The sequence below is a fragment of the Pseudomonas sp. NMS19W genome, from assembly GCF_051554255.1.
In the GTDB taxonomy this organism is placed as follows: domain Bacteria; phylum Pseudomonadota; class Gammaproteobacteria; order Pseudomonadales; family Pseudomonadaceae; genus Aquipseudomonas; species Aquipseudomonas kribbensis.
This window is the reverse complement of the sequence record NZ_CP136718.1, coordinates 1,530,960-1,547,159: the sequence shown is the minus strand read 5'-3', so window position 1 is coordinate 1,547,159 and position 16,200 is coordinate 1,530,960. Positions and strand designations below refer to the sequence as shown.

Here is a 16,200-nt window from a genome sequence, read left to right as displayed (position 1 = left end):
TACAGGTTCTGGCAATACATGGATGTCGGCACACGCAAAACCAGGAAAGTCGCGCCGTTGTTCACCGCGCGCAACAAACAGGGAAGGAATTCAGACAATGCCGGTCAATACTCAACAGCTCACGACCCATGCCGATTTGCTACGGCGCGGCCTGGCGGACCTGCGCGCGCAGGACGCCGAACTCGCGCAGATCCTCGACGCCGAAGTCTCGCGCCAGCACCGAACACTGTCGCTGACGTCCTCTTCCTGCGCAGTCAAGCCACACACCCTTGCGGCATCTGCCTCCGCACTGGTCAACGTGACCGCCGAGGGGATGCCCGGCAGGCGTTACAACGCTGGTTGCGAGAACGTCACCCTGGTCGAGTCGCTGGCCATTCGCAGAGCCCGGGAACTGTTTGGCGCCCAATACGCCAACGTGCAGCCACACTCGGCGTCGAACGCCAATTACCAGGTGCTCACCGGCCTGCTCGAGCCGGGGGATACCCTGCTGGGAATGGCCGTCGAACATGGCGGCCACCTCACCCATGGCAGCAGCACAACATTCGCGAGCGACCACTACAAGGCGATCCACTACGGTACGACCTCCCGGGGCCTGATCGATTACGACGAGGTGCGGACGCTGGCGCTTGCCCATCGTCCGCGCATCATCATGTGCAGCGCGAACGCCTATTCGCGGATCGTGGATTTCGAACGGTTTCGCGAGATTGCCGATGAGGCCGGGGCCATCCTGCTAGCCGACATTTCGCATATCGCCGGTCTGGTTGCCACCGGGCGACATCCAAGCCCGATCGACGTTGCACACGTCACTACCACCTGCACACACAAGCAACTCATGGGCCCCCGCGGCGGCCTGATCCTTTCTGGCCGGGACGCAAATACCAAGGTCCCCGGCTTGAGGATGACCTTCAGCCGCGCCCTTGATCGTGCCGTGTATCCTGGCATGCAAGGCGCGCCGGCCGTCAACATGATCGCGGCCAAGGCTGCTGCGCTGGGCCATGCGATGTCGGCGCAGTTCGACGCTTACATAGCGCGGATCCGCAACACGGCCGATGAGCTTGCCACTGCATTTCAGGCACATGATTACGAAGTCGTGGGCGGGCGCAGCGAAAACCACACGGTTCTGCTTCGGTTGCGCAGCGGTATCACCGGCTCTATCGCGGAATCGGCACTGGAGCACTGCGGAATCATCGTGAACAGATACCGGGTGCCTGGCGAGACGCGCTCTTCTCTTGTCACGAGCGGGCTGCGTATCGGTACGGGCTCCATTGCACAACGCCACATCGACTCGCGCGGATGCCGGCAGATTGTCGATCTGATGTGCCGGATACTCGGCAATGTGACGCCGCTCGGCGAACAGGACTACACGCTGGAGCCCACGCTGAAGGAGCAATTTCGTTTACAGACCGAAGCGCTTTGCATGCTGTATCCCATCGCTGACTACGCGTAGCTCCTTGAGTGGCCCGCGGAACCCCAGCCGCTCGAAGCGTCCAGATTCTGCAGAAACAACAAACCCGGCACTTGGCCGGGTTTGTTGTTTTCTGCAACGACGCTTACTTGGCAGCGTTCGCCGCGTGCAGCGCCTGCTGTGCGCCTCGCTTGTTCTTGATCACGTAGCAGACCCACATGAACACGACCCACACCGGAATCGCATACACCGAGATCTGGATGCCCGGGATCAGCAACATCACGCCGAGGATGAACGCCACGAACGCCAGGCAGATGTAGTTGCCGTACGGGTACCACAGCGCCTTGAACAGCGGCTTCTGGCTGGTCTTGTTCATGTGCTGGCGGAACTTGAAGTGCGAGAAGCTGATCATCGCCCAGTTGATCACCAGCGTTGCAACCACCAGCGACATCAGCAATTCCAGCGCGTGCTGCGGCATCAGGTAGTTGAGCAGCACAGCCACCAGCGTTACCGCTGCCGAAGCCAGAATCGAACGCACCGGCACACCGCGCTTGTCGATTTTCGCCAGACCTTTCGGCGCATCGCCCTGTTCGGCCATGCCCAGCAACATGCGGCTGTTGCAGTAGGTGCCGCTGTTGTACACCGACAACGCTGCGGTCAGGACCACGAAGTTGAGGATGTGCGCAGCGGTGTTGCTGCCGAGCATCGAGAACACCTGCACGAACGGGCTGCCGCTGTAGGAGTCGCCCGACGCGTTGAGGGTTTCCAGCAGGCTGTCCCATGGGGTCAGCGACAGCAGGATGACCAGTGCGCCGATGTAGAAAATCAGGATCCGGTAGATCACCTGGTTGATCGCTTTCGGGATCACGGTTTTCGGCTTGTCGGCCTCGGCTGCAGTGAAACCGAGCATTTCCAGACCGCCGAAGGAAAACATGATGATCGCCATGGCCATCACCAGGCCGCTGACGCCGTTCGGGAAGAAGCCGCCGTGAGACCACAGGTTGCTCACCGACGCCTGCGGGCCACCATGACCGCTGACCAGCAGGTAGCTGCCCAGGGCAATCATGCCGACGATCGCCACGACCTTGATGATCGCGAACCAGAATTCGGCTTCACCGAAGACTTTGACGTTGGCCAGGTTGATCGCGTTGATCAGCAGGAAGAACGCCGCCGCGGTGACCCAGCTCGGAATGTCCGGGGCCCAGTAGTGAATGTACTTGCCGACCGCCGTCAGCTCCGACATGCCCACCAGGATGTACAGAATCCAGCAGTTCCAGCCCGACAGGAAACCGGCGAAACCGCCCCAATACTTGTGCGCAAAGTGGCTGAAGGAACCGGCCACCGGCTCTTCGACGATCATCTCGCCGAGCTGGCGCATGATCATGAAAGCGATGAAGCCGCAGATGGCATAGCCGAGGATCATCGACGGGCCGGCGGATTTCAGCACCCCGGCCGAGCCGAGGAACAATCCGGTACCGATCGCACCACCGAGGGCGATCAGTTGAATATGGCGATTTTTCAGGCCGCGTTTCAGCTCGCCTGATTGCGAGTTTTGTCCACTCATGAAAAAGGTCTCACGCAAGGTTTGATGATGTTCAGTAGACGTTGCTGCAAGGTGGCGATTTCAACCAGCCTTGATCAAACCCCAGCGCAGGCACCAGGAATTCAGCTTTCTTACAACGGTCATGCGTCACCTGTTTGTTTTTATCTGTGACGAAATCGAACCCGACACGCTTGTGACGCGGCGGAGTGAACAAGGCGGATAATCCTTGAGGTTTGCGCGATTACGCAGAGGGTCACAGTTAAAACGCGGCGCATTGTACACCGCTAACCCCCTGCTGCCAGACCCCGCTGGATCAGCGTGTCGGTTGCCGGGATTGCGTGTGTCCGCCCCGAGAGGCCCGGGCGGCTGCAAAAATTGAGTCAGGCCTTTGCAGGCCATCGACGTGGACGATGGAAAATCCGCCCCACGTGGAGAAGTGAAAATGGATATCGGCGTTCATTGCGCCTCCTTCTTGTTATGCACCTGCACGACAGGCATGGGGCGCATCTCACCTCTCAAACGAACCTGAAACAAGCACGCCAGAGCCCTGCGCAAGGCCCGGCGGACGGGGCTTCGGCAGATTTTCCTTACAGCCTGGCAGAGGTGCACGATTCACGGGACTTCGCGGGTTTTTCCGTAAACATTCACTGACAGCGCGTAACGTAAAGTTTCCACTCCAGACCTATCGAAGCCGGAGCCGGTGTTTGACGTTAGCTGGCTAACTATCTGAAAGTCGTAAATTTTTTTGTCTTAAAACAAGGAAAAACACACCCAAAAAAAGAAATAAAAAATCCAAAAAAAAACGCCAACCCTGAGGTTGGCGTTTCTGTTTTCCGCTTGAAGCTTCAAGCTTGCAGCTCAAAGCTTACATCCGCCTTATTCCGGCTTCTTGCGACCGAAACCCGGACGCTGGCCGGAACCGGCCGGTGCGCCACGGCGCTTGCCCGACGGTTTGTCGTCGTCCGCCAGCTTGATGCCTGGACGCTTCGGTGCCGGTTTGGTCGGACGCTTGGTCTCGGCTGGACGATCCGCCACCGGCGTACCGCGACCGGCCGGTGCACGACCTTCACCGCGCTCAGTGCGACCGCGCGGAGCGCGCTCGCCATCCGGACGCGCTGCCGGCTTGCGCCCCGGACGCTCGCCTTCGATCTGCGGCTCACGCACGGTACGCGGGCCGGCAGCCGCCGGTGCGCCGTTGGCCGGACGCAAGGTACGCACGCGCTCGGTGCGAGGCATCGGGCGCGACGACTTGCGCTGCATGCGGTCGAGCTTGTCTTTGCTCTTGGCGTTCAGTTGCGGCATGGCCACCGGGGTCAGACCGACTTCGGCGCTCAGCACGTCGACTTCGTACTGGCTCATTTCGCGCCAGCGGCCCATCGGCAGGTCGGAGTTGAGGAACACCGGACCGAAACGCACGCGCTTCAGGCGGCTGACCACCAGGCCCTGGGATTCCCACAGACGACGCACTTCACGGTTACGACCTTCCATCACCACGCAGTGATACCAGTGGTTGAAGCCTTCGCCGCCCGGTGCCTGTTGAATGTCGGTGAAACGCGCCGGGCCGTCTTCCAGCACAACGCCGGCCTTCAGGCGCTCGATCATCTCGTCATCGACTTCGCCGCGAACACGGACTGCGTACTCACGGTCCATCTCGTAGGACGGGTGCATCAGGCGGTTGGCCAGCTCACCGTCGGTGGTGAACATCAGCAGGCCAGTGGTGTTGATGTCGAGACGGCCGATGTTGATCCAGCGCCCTTCTTTAGGGCGCGGCAGCTTGTCGAACACGGTCGGACGGCCTTCCGGGTCGTCACGGGTGCAGATCTCGCCATCGGGCTTGTTGTACATGATCACGCGGCGGACCGACTCGGCGGCCTCTTCGCGCTTGATGACCTTGCCATCGATAGTGATTGCATCGTGCATGTCGACACGCAGACCAAGGGTCGCCTCTGCGCCGTTGACCTTGATCCGGCCCTGGCTGATCCAAGCTTCCACGTCACGGCGCGAGCCGACGCCGATACGGGCGAGGACTTTCTGCAGTTTTTCGCCTGCTGGGCCGATTTCCTGGTCGTCTTTCTGGTTGTCACTCATCTGTGCACCTCCCGGTGTGATCTGTTCGGCGGCTCTGGATCGGGCCTGCCGAAGCATTGAAATCTGGGTTTTCAGGCGAAGGGATCGCCGAAGGGTCGCGAATCATACGCGGATGTGTTCGTTCGCGCATCAGAGACTAGTCGATCGAGGCCAGGTTATTTCTTTTTCCGCCGACCGGTGGCGCCGAGCTTGACCAGGCGCAGCGCCGCTTCGGCCAGCACCGTGCGCTTGTCGTCCTTGTCGAGTTTCTTCCAGGCCCGGATCTCGCGTTTACTGCGGCCGCAGCCGAGGCAGATGTCATCGCTGAACTTGCAGAGGCTGATGCACGGGTCCTTGGTCGAGCTCATGCTCAATCTTCGAACTCGCGGCGTTCGGCTTCGATGGCCTCAGCCAGGGCGCGGGCTTCGGCTTCTTCCTCGCTCAGTTCTTCCTCAGGTACTGGTGCGGGTTGTTCGAGGCGAGCAACGGCGGCCAGCAGCTTTTCCCGGGCTTCGGCCACGCCGAGTACATCGTCTTCCTGCTCAGGCTCGGACTCAAACTCCGGCTCAAATTCCGATTCAGGCTCGAAATCGACTTCCGGCTCCGCTTCGAACTCAACGTCGGATGGCGGCTCGACCGGACCGGATTCAAACCCGGACGGCATCGGCTCGCCATCCGCGACATCACGCAGCAAATCGTCGAAGTCGGTCTTGATCCCCTCCTCCATGCTGTCCAGTTCCAGCAGCAGCGAGTGGAAACTGGTTTCCTCCTTCGGCTCTTCCGGCTCGGCGCTGGCATCGGCCAGTTCCTGCAAGCCCGCAGGCACCGGGGCGTCGTCGAAGTCGAGTACCGGGTCCGGCTCGATCTCGCGCAACTCCGCCAGCGGCGGCAATTCGTCGAGGCTCTTGAGGTTGAAATGATCGAGGAACAGCTTGGTGGTGGCAAACATCGCCGGTTTGCCCGGCACGTCGCGATAACCGACGACGCGGATCCACTCGCGTTCCATCAGCGTCTTGACGATGTTGGTGTTAACCGCCACGCCCCGCACGTCTTCGATCTCGCCACGGGTGATCGGCTGGCGATAGGCGATCAACGCCATGGTTTCCAGCAAGGCCCGGGAATAACGCTGCGGGCGTTCTTCCCACAGGCGGCCGACCCATGGCGCGAACTTCTCGCGAATCTGCAGACGATAGCCGGACGCGACCTCCACGAGCTCGAACGCCCGCCCCTCGCAGGACTTGCCGAGCAGGGTCAGGGCTTTCTTGAAGACCGGCGGTTCCGGCCGTTCGCCTTCCTCGAACAACTCGTACAGGCGTTCAAGGGTTTGCGGCTTTCCCGAGGCCAACAGAAAGGCTTCAAGCAGGGGCGCCAGCTCGCGGGGTTCACTCAGGTTCATGTTCGGACTCGTTATTCGACTCGGGCTCGCACGTGGATCGCGGCGAACGGCTCATTCTGCACCAGCTCGACCAGGGATTCCTTGACCAGTTCAAGGATCGCCATGAAGGTCACCACCACACCGAGCCGGCCTTCCTCAGCGGTGAACAGCTCGACGAACGGCACAAAGCCGCCGCCCTTGAGCCGCTCCAGCACATCGCTCATGCGTTCGCGGGTGGACAGTGCCTCGCGGCTGACCTGGTGGCTTTCAAACATGTCGCCACGGCGCAGCACTTCGGCCATGGACATCAGGATTTCTTCCAGCGCCACGTCCGGCAGCAACTTGCGCACTGTGACCTGCGGCGCGTCAAGCTTGGGCACGATCACGTCGCGACCGACCCGGCTCAGGCCATCGATGCCCTCGGCGGCGGCCTTGAAGCGTTCGTATTCCTGCAGGCGGCGGATCAGTTCGGCCCGCGGGTCTTCCTCTTCCTCTTCGACGGTCTCGGCCCGGGGCAACAGCATCCGCGACTTGATCTCGGCCAGCATCGCGGCCATCACCAGGTATTCGGCGGCCAGTTCCAGGCGCACCGACTGCATCAGCTCGACATAGCCCATGTACTGGCGGGTGATTTCCGCCACCGGGATGTCGAGGATGTTGATGTTCTGTTTGCGGATCAGGTACAGCAGCAGGTCGAGCGGGCCTTCGAAGGCTTCGAGGAAGACTTCCAGGGCGTCCGGCGGGATGTACAGGTCCAGCGGCATTTCCGTGACGGCCTGGCCATAGACCATGGCAAACGGCAGTTCCTGCTGGGCTCCGGCCTGGGGATCAACGGTTTCTACTGCGGACATTCAGGCCTCGACCATGAACGGCGCAGGATCGCCGCAACCGACGCGGACCACTTCCGGATCGTCGCCGGTCAGGTCGATCACGGTGGAGGCTTTGATGCCGCCGAAACCGCCGTCGATGATCAGGTCCACCTGATGCTCCAGCAACTGGCGCATTTCGTATGGATCGCTCAACGGGTCTTCATCACCGGGCATGATCAGGGTCACGCTCATCAGCGGTTCGCCCAGTTCGGCGAGCAGCGCCAGGGCGATCGGGTGGCTCGGTACGCGCAGGCCGATAGTGCGTTTCTTCGGATGCAACAACAGCCGGGGCACTTCGCGAGTGGCGTTGAGAATGAAGGTGTAAGGCCCCGGCAGGTGGGCTTTCAGAATCCGGAAGGTGCCGGTGTCGATCTTGGCGTAATTGCCCAGTTGCGACAGGTCGCTGCAGATCAGCGCAAAGTTGTGCTTTTCATCGAGCTGACGCAGGCGTCGAACGCGCTCGATGCCGTTCTTGTCGCCGATCTGACAACCGATTGCGTAGGAAGAGTCCGTTGGATAGACCACCACCCCGCCCTTGCGGATGATTTCGACGGCCTGTTTGATCAGGCGCGCTTGCGGGTTTTCCGGATGGATCTGGAAAAATTGACTCACATTCTCTACCTGTTCAGACGGCGGCAATAACTGTGTCATGTTTGAACCGACACCACAGGGGTGGAAGGTCCTCAGGGAGCGGCCGGTACTGGCCGATCTCCGACCAGCCTCCAGGGCCATGAAAATCACTGCCGGCGCTGACCAGCAGACCGAACTCACGGGCAAGGATCGCCAGGCTGCCCACCTGTTCCGCAGGCTGATGGCCGTTGACCACCTCGAGCGCCTGTCCGCCCGCTTGAATATAGTCGGCAATCAGCTTTCGGCGCTTGCTGCGGGTGAAATCGTAGTGCCAGGGGTGCGCCAGGCTGACCCAGGCCCCGGCGGCGCGCAGCGTGCCGACGGTGTCTTCGAGGGTCGGCCAGTGCTGCTTGACGTCCCCCAGCTTGCCGGCGCCGAGCCATTTGCGGAACGCCTCGGCGCGATCCTTGACGAACCCTTCACGCACCATCCAGTCGGCGAAATGCGGACGGGCCGGTGCGTTGCCGCTGTCGCCCAGTTCCTGCTGGATCTGCCGCGCGCCGTCGAGGGCGCCGGGCATGCCCTTGAGAGCGAGCTTGCGGCTTATTTCTTCAGACCGCAGCCAGCGGCCATCGTGCAGACTGGCGATCGCCTCGACCAACGGCGCGGCGTTGACGTCGAAACCGTAGCCCAGCACATGAATGGTCGCGCCGCCCCAGGTGCAGGACAGTTCGACGCCGTTGACCAGTTGCATGCCCAGCGCTTCGGCGGCCGTGCGCGCTTCGGCGAGGCCTTCGAGGGTGTCATGGTCGGTCAGGGCCAGGACTCGCACGCCGTTTTCGAACGCACGCGCAACCAGTGCCGCAGGCGCCAGGGCGCCATCGGAGGCCGTGCTGTGGCAGTGCAAATCAACATTCACGGGGATGTGTAACCTCAAATCAGCTGGCGCTATCGCGCGCCCATATGTTTGTTATTATGCCGCCACATCCAGCTTCTGGCTCTCACTGTGAAACAATTCATCGATTTCATCCCGCTTCTGCTGTTTTTCATCGTCTACAAACTCGATCCACGCACCGTCGACGTTGCCGGCCATGAGTTGACCGTAGGCGGCATCTACAGCGCCACCGCCGTGCTGATCATCAGCTCCCTGGTGGTCTATGGCGCGATCTTCATCAAGCAGCGCAAGCTGGAAAAGAGCCAATGGCTAACCCTGATCGCCTGCCTCGTGTTCGGCAGCCTGACCCTGGCCTTCCACAGCGAAACCTTTCTGAAATGGAAAGCCCCGGTGGTCAACTGGCTGTTCGCCCTGGCCTTCATCGGCAGCCACTTCATCGGTGACCGCCTGTTGATCAAGCGCATCATGGGCCACGCGCTGACCCTGCCGGATGCCGTCTGGACCCGACTGAACATCGCCTGGATCGGTTTCTTCCTGTTCTGCGGCGCCGCCAACCTGTTCGTCGCGTTCACCTTCCAGGACTACTGGGTGGACTTCAAGGTGTTCGGCAGTCTGGGCTTGACCGTGCTGTTCCTGGTCGCTCAGGGTATTTATCTGTCCCGTCACCTGCACGACGCCGATACCACAACGCCAAAAACCGAGGACTGACATGCTCTACGCAATCATTGCCACCGACGTCGCCAACTCCCTGGGCGCGCGCCTCGCCGCCCGCCCGGCCCACCTTGAACGCCTGCAAGTGCTCAAGGGCGAAGGCCGCATCGTCCTGGCCGGTCCGCACCCGGCGGTCGACAGCAATGATCCGGGCGCAGCGGGTTTCACCGGCAGCCTGATCGTTGCCGAATTCGACTCCCTGAGCGCCGCGCAGGCCTGGGCCGACGCCGATCCGTACATCGCCGCCGGTGTCTACGCCAGTGTTGTCGTGAAGCCGTTCAAGCAAGTCCTGCCGTAATCCTTCCCCACGCGATGAACCTTATCGGTTCATCGCGTTCTCAATCGCTCATTATTCTCGTTTGCCGGCCGACAACCTGCCCAATATCCATTTGGTAACAGGAGTCGCGATGCGCAAGGGTCCGTTGTGTCTGATGCTGGTCACGTTGTCGATCATGGCGCCCGCCCATGGTGAAGAAAGCACCGAAAGCGGCAATTCCACGCCGTTGTCGTTAAGCGCCGGCAGCCAGATCACCGAGTTGCAGCAGCGCCTGAAGGCCAGCGAGCAGCAGCGGGAAGTACTGAGCAAACAACTGCAAGATGCCGACAACACCCGCGAAAGCGCCCAGCTTGCCCGGTTGCGCCAGGAGAACCAGCGTATGAAGCTGCAACTCAAGGAAGCCCAGGCCAGCCCGCTGCCGCGCCTGCTGACCGAACAGCAGCAATGGTTCGTCACCGGCGCCGGGGTAGCGCTATTGGCCCTGCTCTGCGGTATCTTTGCCAGTGGTGCAAGTCGAAAACGTCGACAATGGCTAAATTGAGTGAGTCATGAGCGAGCTGTTACTGATTGATGATGACCAGGAGCTGTGTGAGCTTCTGAGCAGTTGGCTGAGCCAGGAAGGCTTTCAGGTCCGTGCGTGCCACGATGGCCAGAGCGCCCGCAAGGCTTTGGCCGAATCCGCCCCCGCCGCCGTGGTGCTGGACGTGATGTTGCCCGATGGCAGCGGTCTGGAACTGCTCAAGCAATTGCGCAGTGAACACGCCGATCTGCCGGTGGTGATGCTTTCGGCCCGTGGCGAACCGCTGGACCGGATCCTCGGCCTGGAACTGGGTGCCGACGATTACCTGGCCAAACCCTGCGATCCGCGAGAGCTCACCGCCCGCCTGCGTGCCGTGCTGCGTCGCAGTCATCCGGCCGCCGTGTCGACCCAGCTCGAGCTGGGCGATCTGAGCTTCAGCCCTGTACGCGGCGTGGTCAGCATCGACGAAAAGGAATTCACCCTTACCGTTTCCGAGAGCCGCCTGCTCGAAGCGCTGCTCAAGCAGCCGGGCGAGCCGCTGGACAAGCAGGAACTGGCGCAGATCGCCCTCGGCCGCAAGCTGACCCTGTACGACCGCAGCCTGGACATGCACGTCAGCAACCTGCGCAAGAAGATCGGCCCCCACGCCGACGGCCGCCCGCGCATCGTGGCCCTGCGCAGCCGCGGCTACTATTACAGCCTCTGAATCCTCCGCACGCGGACGCTTTGTCAGTTCGATGACAAAGCGTCTTTACCCAAGCTTTACCCAGCGCTGACCGCCGCTGACCTTGATCTCCGTAATCTGTACTCATCCGGAACGTACCGGGAACGAGACAAGGAGATACACCATGCGCAAGACTCTTATCGCTCTGATGTTCGCTGCCGCTCTGCCAACCGTCGCCATGGCCGTGCCGCAAGATGGTGGCCCGATGGGTGGGCCGGACGGCGGCTGGAGCCACGGCGGTCAGATGCACCGCATGCACGGCAAAGGCCCGTACAGCCAGCTGGACCTCTCCCGTGAACAGCGCGAGCAGATCCGCAAGATCATGGGCGAGCAGATGCACGAACGTAAGCAGACGGTCGAAAAATACCTGGAGAAACTCTCGCCAGCCGACCAGAAAGCCATGAAGGACGAGATGGCGGCCAACCACAAGAAAGCCGAATCCGATGTCCGCGCCGTGCTGAAACCGGATCAACAGAAGAAATTCGACGAGATCCAGAAGAAACAGGCCGAGCGTCGTGCTGAGTGGGCCGAGTTCAAGGCCTGGAAAGCGCAACAGCCGCAAAAGGCGCAATAATGTTCTAGCGTCACGCCCCGACCCAACGGCTAACTGCCGTTGGGTTTTCTTTGTTTGAGGATTTTCTGTGCGTTCATTGTTCTGGCGTATTCTCGCGAGCTTCTGGCTGGCCATCGCTCTGGTTGCGGGGCTTTCCATTCTGCTGGGGCACATGCTCAATCAGGACGCATGGATCCTCAGCCGCCATCCGGGCCTGAACACGCTGGCCGCCGACTGGACGCAGACCTACGAATCCCAGGGCGAGGACGCCGCTCAGGACATCCTCCAGCAGCGCAAACGCCAATATCACATCGACGTCCAGGTGCTGAACGAGAGCGGCGACCCGGTAGTGCGCGGCACCTTCCCCGCGCCGCGCGGCGGCGTTCGAGGCACGACAGAACAACGATGACCGACGCCTGCCCTGGCGGCGCCTGACCGATGAGTTCACAAGCGAAAAGACCGGTGACACCTACCTGTTCATCTACCGCATCCCGCACCCGGAACTCGACGCCTGGCATCGCGAAAGCCTGCTCTGGCCATTGAGTGCGCTGGGGATCGCGCTGGTGGTACTGACCCTGTTCAGCCTGCTGGTGACACTCTCCATCACTCGCCCGCTCAACCGCTTGCGCGGTGCGGTGCACGACCTGGGACAGACCACCTACCAGCAAAACAGTCTGGCGAAACTGGCCAACCGCCGCGATGAGTTCGGTGTGCTGGCCAACGATTTCAACCGCATGGGCGCACGCCTGCAAAGCCTGATCGGCAGCCAGCGCCAGTTGCTGCGCGACGTGTCCCATGAACTGCGCTCCCCACTCGCGCGGCTGCGCATCGCGCTGGCACTGGCCGAACGGGCGAGTCCGGAAGAACGGGAAAAACTCTGGCCACGCCTGACCCGCGAGTGCGATCGGCTGGAAGCGTTGATCAGCGAGATACTGGTGCTGGCGCGAGTCGATGCCGACAACGCCAGCGCCGAAGCCGTGGATCTGAATGCGCTGCTGGGCACTCTGCAAAAGGACGCGCAACTCGGCTCGCCGGAGCAGACGGTACGCCTGGAAGCCGAACCGCAGCTCAATCTGACCGGCTGGCCGACCATGATCGAACGCGCCGTGGACAACCTGCTGCGCAACGCCCAGCGCTTCAACCCGGTGGGGCAATCGATCGAAATGCAGGCTTCACGTCAGGGCGAGCGGATTGTGGTCAGCGTGCGCGATCACGGGCCGGGGGTGCAGGCCGAGCATTTGAGCCAGTTGGGCGAACCGTTTTATCGGGCACCGGGGCAGACCGCTGCCGGCCATGGCCTGGGCCTGGCGATTGCCCGGAGAGCGGCGGAGCGCCATGGCGGGACGCTGGTACTGGCCAATCACCCGCAGGGCGGGTTTGTGGCCAGTCTTGAGTTGCCGTTGGAGCCGGGTGCGATTGTCCAGCCCTGACGGGGTTTTCAGTGTCAGGCCTTACCCGGCCAGGCACTGACAAACTCCGCCAGATCAACCTTCTCCGCCACTCGCGGTTCTTTCTGCGGCGTGCCGAGGTAAAGGAACGCAATCACCTCTTCGTCATCCGTCAGGCCCAGACCCTTGGCGACATGTTTCGAATAAGCCAGATCACCGGTACGCCACACCGCGCCAATCCCCTGCGCGTAAGCCGCCAGCAGAATGCCGTGGGCGGCACAGCCTGCGGCCAGCAACTGCTCGGCCTTCGGAAATTTGACGTGATCCTGCAACTTGGCGATGACCACGACCACCAGCGGCGCCCGCAGCGGGCCGTTACGGGCCTTGTCGATCATCGCTTCGGTGACTTCGCCTTCCTGCATCTGCGCCGCTTCGGCCAGCAACTCGCCCATCTGCTCACGCGCCGTGCCTTCGACGGTCAGGAAACGATACGGCTGCAAATGGCCGTGATCCGGTGCACGGGTCGCGGCGGCAAACAGCACTTCGCGCTGTTCGGCGGTAGGGGCCGGGTCGATCAGTCGTGGAACGGAAACACGGTTGAGCAAAGCGTCGAGAGCCTGCATCGGCCACCTCCTGAAAAAAATGTCCGGCTATTCTAGCTGCAAGTGATCCGGCCGCGTCGGTTTACATGCCTTGCCCCGCAGGTAGAATGGCGCCTTTCCTACATCAGCCCGAGCGGACTTCATGGCGTTGCCGACCTTACGGATCATTGGTTTCATCATCGGCATCTTCCTGATCACCCTGGCCATCGCCATGGTCGTGCCCATGGCCACCCTGGTGATTTTCGACCGCACCGGCGATCTGCCGTCGTTCCTCTGGGCGAGCATGATCACCTTCGTCGCCGGCCTGGCACTGGTGATTCCGGGGCGCCCGGAACACATTCACCTGCGCCCCCGCGACATGTACCTGCTGACCGTCACCAGCTGGCTGGTGGTGTGCATCTTCGCCGCGCTGCCGTTTCTGCTGACCCAGCACATCAGCTACACCGACTCGTTCTTCGAAAGCATGTCCGGCATCACCGCTACCGGTTCGACCGTTCTCAGCGGCCTGGACACCATGTCTCCCGGCATCCTGATGTGGCGCTCGCTGTTGCACTGGCTCGGCGGCATCGGCTTCATCGGCATGGCGGTGGCGATTCTGCCGCTGCTGCGTATCGGCGGCATGCGTTTGTTCCAGACCGAGTCCTCGGACCGCTCGGAAAAGGTCATGCCCCGTTCGCACATGGTGGCGCGACTGATCGTGGTGACCTACATCGGCATCACCATTCTCGGCAGCCTGGCGTTCTGGTGGGCCGGGATGAGCCCGTTCGATGCGATCAACCACGCGATGTCGGCGATTTCCACCGGCGGGTTCTCGACCTCCGACCAGTCCCTGGCCAAGTGGACGCAACCGGCGGTGCACTGGGTGGCGGTAGTGGTGATGATCCTCGGCAGCCTGCCGTTTACCCTGTACGTGGCGACGCTGCGTGGCAATCGCCGGGCGTTGATCAAGGATCAACAGGTGCAGGGTTTGCTCGGCATGTTGCTGGTGACCTGGCTGGTACTCGGCACCTGGTACTGGTGGACCACCGACCTGCACTGGCTGGACGCACTGCGCCACGTGGCGCTGAACGTGACCTCGGTGGTCACCACCACCGGTTTTGCCCTGGGTGACTACAGCATGTGGGGTAACTTCTCGCTGATGCTGTTCTTCTATCTGGGCTTTGTCGGCGGCTGCTCCGGTTCGACGGCGGGCGGGATCAAGATCTTCCGTTTCCAGGTCGCCTATATCCTGCTCAAGGCCAACCTCAATCAGCTGATTCACCCGCGCGCGGTGATCAAACAGAAGTACAACGGCCATCGCCTCGACGAAGAAATCGTCCGGTCGATCCTGACCTTTTCGTTCTTCTTCGCCATCACCATCTGCGTGATCGCCCTGCTGCTGTCGCTGATCGGTGTGGACTGGATGACGGCGCTGACCGGCGCCGCCAGCACCGTGTCCGGCGTCGGACCGGGGCTGGGTGAAACCATCGGGCCGGCCGGCAACTTCTCGACCTTGCCGGATGCGGCCAAATGGATCCTGTCGTTCGGCATGCTGCTCGGCCGACTGGAGATCATTACGGTGTTTGTGCTGTGTATTCCGGCGTTCTGGCGTCACTGACCGCGTTCGGCGCCTCCAGCAAACGCGCCCGGTAATCGCCGGGTGTGGTGTCGAACCAGCGGCGGAAGGCGCGGAAGAAATTGCTCGGGTCGGCAAATCCCAACAGGTAGGCGATTTCCAGCAGGGTCATGCTCGGCTGCGCCAGGTATTGCTCGGCGAGTTCGCGGCGGGTGTCATCCAGCAATTGCTGAAAACTGGTGCCCTCCTCTTGCAGACGCCGTTGCAGGGTGCGCTGGGACAGGTGCAGGGTCTGCGCCACCGTATCGCGCTTGGGCTCGCCCTGAGGCAGCAAACGACACAACACCTGACGCGCCTTGTGGGTCACGCGACTTTCGGAAAACCTTGCCAGATATTCCCCGGCAAACCGATCGTGCAGCAGCGCCATCGCCTCGTTGGCGGTGGGCAGAGGCGCTTCCATGTCGGCGCGTTCGAAGATCAGCGCGTCATACGGCGCGTTGAATACCAGCGGTGCATGAAAGGCTTGCTTGTAGGGTTCAAGATCATCGGGCTCATCACCCTGCACCAGCACTTTGCGCGGGTGCAAGGTGCGCCCGGTCAGCCAGCCACACAGCGCCAGCGCGCAGGCCAGCGAGGCTTCGGCACTTTGCCGGGTCGGCGGCAGATGATCGCCGTGCACCGTCAGGATCAGCGCATAACCTTCGTCGAGCAGGCGAAAACTCAAGTCGGCACTTTCGGCAATGATCCGCTGATACCGCACCAGTCGCTGAAAGCCTTCGGCCAGGGTGTTGCTGGACATCAGCGCGTAGCCCGCGACATGGAACGAGGCCGGTCGCACCACTTTGCCCATGTTCAGGCCGATCGCCGGGTTGCCGGACAGCTCGACCGCCCGTTGCCAGAGTCGGGTCATGGAATCCTGCGGGAAGCGTGCGTCCGGATCTTCCAGCGCCGCGTAATCAAGCCCCAGTTGCTTGAACAGAACCCGACAATCCAGGCCGTCCATTTCCAGTGCCTTGACAATCCCCATCGCCCAGCTTGCAGATGTCGTACGTTCGCTCATGGCGTTTATTCTTGGATGACATGGTGAGCCGCATACTACGGCCGATTTCCCAAGGATAGTAAAGTGGCGCCGATTGTCACTGGCCG

Annotated in this window: 17 protein-coding genes and 1 pseudogene; 8 read left to right on the top strand and 10 right to left on the bottom strand. The window is 61.7% G+C overall.

The features are described from left to right. Nucleotides 1-97: 97 nt before the first annotated feature. On the top strand, nt 98-1,447 hold the full coding sequence (gene glyA, locus R1A29_RS07050; RefSeq protein WP_438301026.1) for a serine hydroxymethyltransferase: 1,350 nt from the start codon (nt 98-100) through the stop codon (nt 1,445-1,447). A gap of 103 nt (nt 1,448-1,550) precedes the next feature. Here glyA and R1A29_RS07045 read toward each other — a convergent pair whose 3' ends face one another. From R1A29_RS07045 to R1A29_RS07010, 8 genes are all read right to left on the bottom strand, one after another. Further along, nucleotides 1,551-2,969: an amino acid permease gene (locus tag R1A29_RS07045; protein ID WP_119430011.1), complete on the bottom strand. Its 1,419-nt coding sequence runs from the start codon at nt 2,967-2,969 to the stop codon at nt 1,551-1,553. Nucleotides 2,970-3,000: 31 nt separating this feature from the next. Continuing rightward, nucleotides 3,001-3,162 (bottom strand): hypothetical protein, encoded by a 162-nt coding sequence (locus R1A29_RS07040; RefSeq protein WP_438301025.1) that lies wholly within the window; start codon nt 3,160-3,162, stop codon nt 3,001-3,003. 662 nt (nt 3,163-3,824) lie between these two features. Continuing rightward, a complete protein-coding gene (rluB, locus tag R1A29_RS07035) occupies nt 3,825-5,036 on the bottom strand; it encodes a 23S rRNA pseudouridine(2605) synthase RluB (protein WP_438301024.1) in 1,212 nt (403 codons plus the stop codon). Nucleotides 5,037-5,191: 155 nt separating this feature from the next. Beyond that, nucleotides 5,192-5,383 (bottom strand): DUF1289 domain-containing protein, encoded by a 192-nt coding sequence (locus R1A29_RS07030; protein ID WP_119430013.1) that lies wholly within the window; start codon nt 5,381-5,383, stop codon nt 5,192-5,194. 2 nt (nt 5,384-5,385) lie between these two features. After that, nucleotides 5,386-6,411, bottom strand: a complete 1,026-nt coding sequence (gene scpB, locus R1A29_RS07025; protein ID WP_438301023.1) for an SMC-Scp complex subunit ScpB — start codon at nt 6,409-6,411, stop codon at nt 5,386-5,388. 11 nt (nt 6,412-6,422) lie between these two features. Beyond that, entirely contained in the window at nt 6,423-7,121 is a 699-nt protein-coding gene (locus tag R1A29_RS07020; RefSeq protein WP_170931588.1) for a segregation and condensation protein A, read from the bottom strand. A 120-nt stretch (nt 7,122-7,241) separates the two neighbouring features. Continuing rightward, the gene (locus tag R1A29_RS07015; protein ID WP_096822250.1) at nt 7,242-7,871 is read right to left on the bottom strand and encodes an L-threonylcarbamoyladenylate synthase; all 630 of its coding nucleotides are present in this window, start codon (nt 7,869-7,871) and stop codon (nt 7,242-7,244) included. A 13-nt stretch (nt 7,872-7,884) separates the two neighbouring features. Then, entirely contained in the window at nt 7,885-8,748 is an 864-nt protein-coding gene (locus R1A29_RS07010) for a PHP domain-containing protein (RefSeq protein ID WP_134825861.1), read from the bottom strand. A gap of 87 nt (nt 8,749-8,835) precedes the next feature. On the opposite strand from R1A29_RS07010, the gene R1A29_RS07005 reads away from it, so the two are divergent. The 6 genes and pseudogenes from R1A29_RS07005 to R1A29_RS06980 all read left to right on the top strand — a co-directional run bounded on the left by R1A29_RS07005 (nt 8,836) and on the right by R1A29_RS06980 (nt 12,939). Beyond that, nucleotides 8,836-9,432 carry a septation protein A gene (locus tag R1A29_RS07005; RefSeq protein WP_096822225.1) on the top strand — a complete coding sequence of 199 codons (597 nt, stop codon included), beginning with the start codon at nt 8,836-8,838 and terminating at the stop codon, nt 9,430-9,432. Nucleotide 9,433: 1 nt separating this feature from the next. Continuing rightward, nucleotides 9,434-9,733 (top strand): YciI family protein, encoded by a 300-nt coding sequence (locus tag R1A29_RS07000; protein WP_438301022.1) that lies wholly within the window; start codon nt 9,434-9,436, stop codon nt 9,731-9,733. A gap of 109 nt (nt 9,734-9,842) precedes the next feature. After that, nucleotides 9,843-10,253: a translation initiation factor 2 gene (locus tag R1A29_RS06995; protein ID WP_438301021.1), complete on the top strand. Its 411-nt coding sequence runs from the start codon at nt 9,843-9,845 to the stop codon at nt 10,251-10,253. Nucleotides 10,254-10,260: 7 nt separating this feature from the next. Continuing rightward, a complete protein-coding gene (locus R1A29_RS06990; RefSeq protein WP_085710405.1) occupies nt 10,261-10,938 on the top strand; it encodes a response regulator transcription factor in 678 nt (225 codons plus the stop codon). 142 nt (nt 10,939-11,080) lie between these two features. Next, nucleotides 11,081-11,530, top strand: a complete 450-nt coding sequence (locus R1A29_RS06985; protein WP_134825859.1) for an LTXXQ domain protein — start codon at nt 11,081-11,083, stop codon at nt 11,528-11,530. Nucleotides 11,531-11,597: 67 nt separating this feature from the next. Continuing rightward, a pseudogene (locus R1A29_RS06980) lies at nt 11,598-12,939 on the top strand (ATP-binding protein). A gap of 14 nt (nt 12,940-12,953) precedes the next feature. Here R1A29_RS06980 and R1A29_RS06975 read toward each other — a convergent pair. Further along, complete coding sequence (locus R1A29_RS06975; protein ID WP_438301020.1) at nt 12,954-13,520, bottom strand: nitroreductase family protein; 567 nt, start codon at nt 13,518-13,520, stop codon at nt 12,954-12,956. 121 nt (nt 13,521-13,641) lie between these two features. On the opposite strand from R1A29_RS06975, the gene R1A29_RS06970 reads away from it, so the two are divergent. Next, nucleotides 13,642-15,096, top strand: coding sequence for a TrkH family potassium uptake protein (locus tag R1A29_RS06970; RefSeq protein ID WP_085710400.1), 1,455 nt, complete (start codon nt 13,642-13,644; stop codon nt 15,094-15,096). Here the strand turns inward: R1A29_RS06970 and R1A29_RS06965 are convergent. Then, on the bottom strand, nt 15,053-16,114 hold the full coding sequence (locus R1A29_RS06965; protein WP_438301019.1) for an AraC family transcriptional regulator: 1,062 nt from the start codon (nt 16,112-16,114) through the stop codon (nt 15,053-15,055). The genes R1A29_RS06970 and R1A29_RS06965 overlap by 44 nt on opposite strands. Between the last annotated feature and the right edge of the window lie 86 nt (nt 16,115-16,200).

Coding starts and splice junctions, on each gene's coding strand:
- R1A29_RS07030 (WP_119430013.1), bottom strand. CDS start 5,383: ATGAGCTCGACCAAGGACCCGTGCATCAGCCTCTGCAAGTTCAGCGAT.
- R1A29_RS06970 (WP_085710400.1), top strand. CDS start 13,642: ATGGCGTTGCCGACCTTACGGATCATTGGTTTCATCATCGGCATCTTC.
- R1A29_RS07000 (WP_438301022.1), top strand. CDS start 9,434: ATGCTCTACGCAATCATTGCCACCGACGTCGCCAACTCCCTGGGCGCG.
- rluB (WP_438301024.1), bottom strand. CDS start 5,036: ATGAGTGACAACCAGAAAGACGACCAGGAAATCGGCCCAGCAGGCGAA.
- R1A29_RS06985 (WP_134825859.1), top strand. CDS start 11,081: ATGCGCAAGACTCTTATCGCTCTGATGTTCGCTGCCGCTCTGCCAACC.
- scpB (WP_438301023.1), bottom strand. CDS start 6,411: ATGAACCTGAGTGAACCCCGCGAGCTGGCGCCCCTGCTTGAAGCCTTT.
- R1A29_RS07045 (WP_119430011.1), bottom strand. CDS start 2,969: ATGAGTGGACAAAACTCGCAATCAGGCGAGCTGAAACGCGGCCTGAAA.
- R1A29_RS06975 (WP_438301020.1), bottom strand. CDS start 13,520: ATGCAGGCTCTCGACGCTTTGCTCAACCGTGTTTCCGTTCCACGACTG.
- glyA (WP_438301026.1), top strand. CDS start 98: ATGCCGGTCAATACTCAACAGCTCACGACCCATGCCGATTTGCTACGG.
- R1A29_RS06995 (WP_438301021.1), top strand. CDS start 9,843: ATGCGCAAGGGTCCGTTGTGTCTGATGCTGGTCACGTTGTCGATCATG.
- R1A29_RS06965 (WP_438301019.1), bottom strand. CDS start 16,114: ATGAGCGAACGTACGACATCTGCAAGCTGGGCGATGGGGATTGTCAAG.
- R1A29_RS06990 (WP_085710405.1), top strand. CDS start 10,261: ATGAGCGAGCTGTTACTGATTGATGATGACCAGGAGCTGTGTGAGCTT.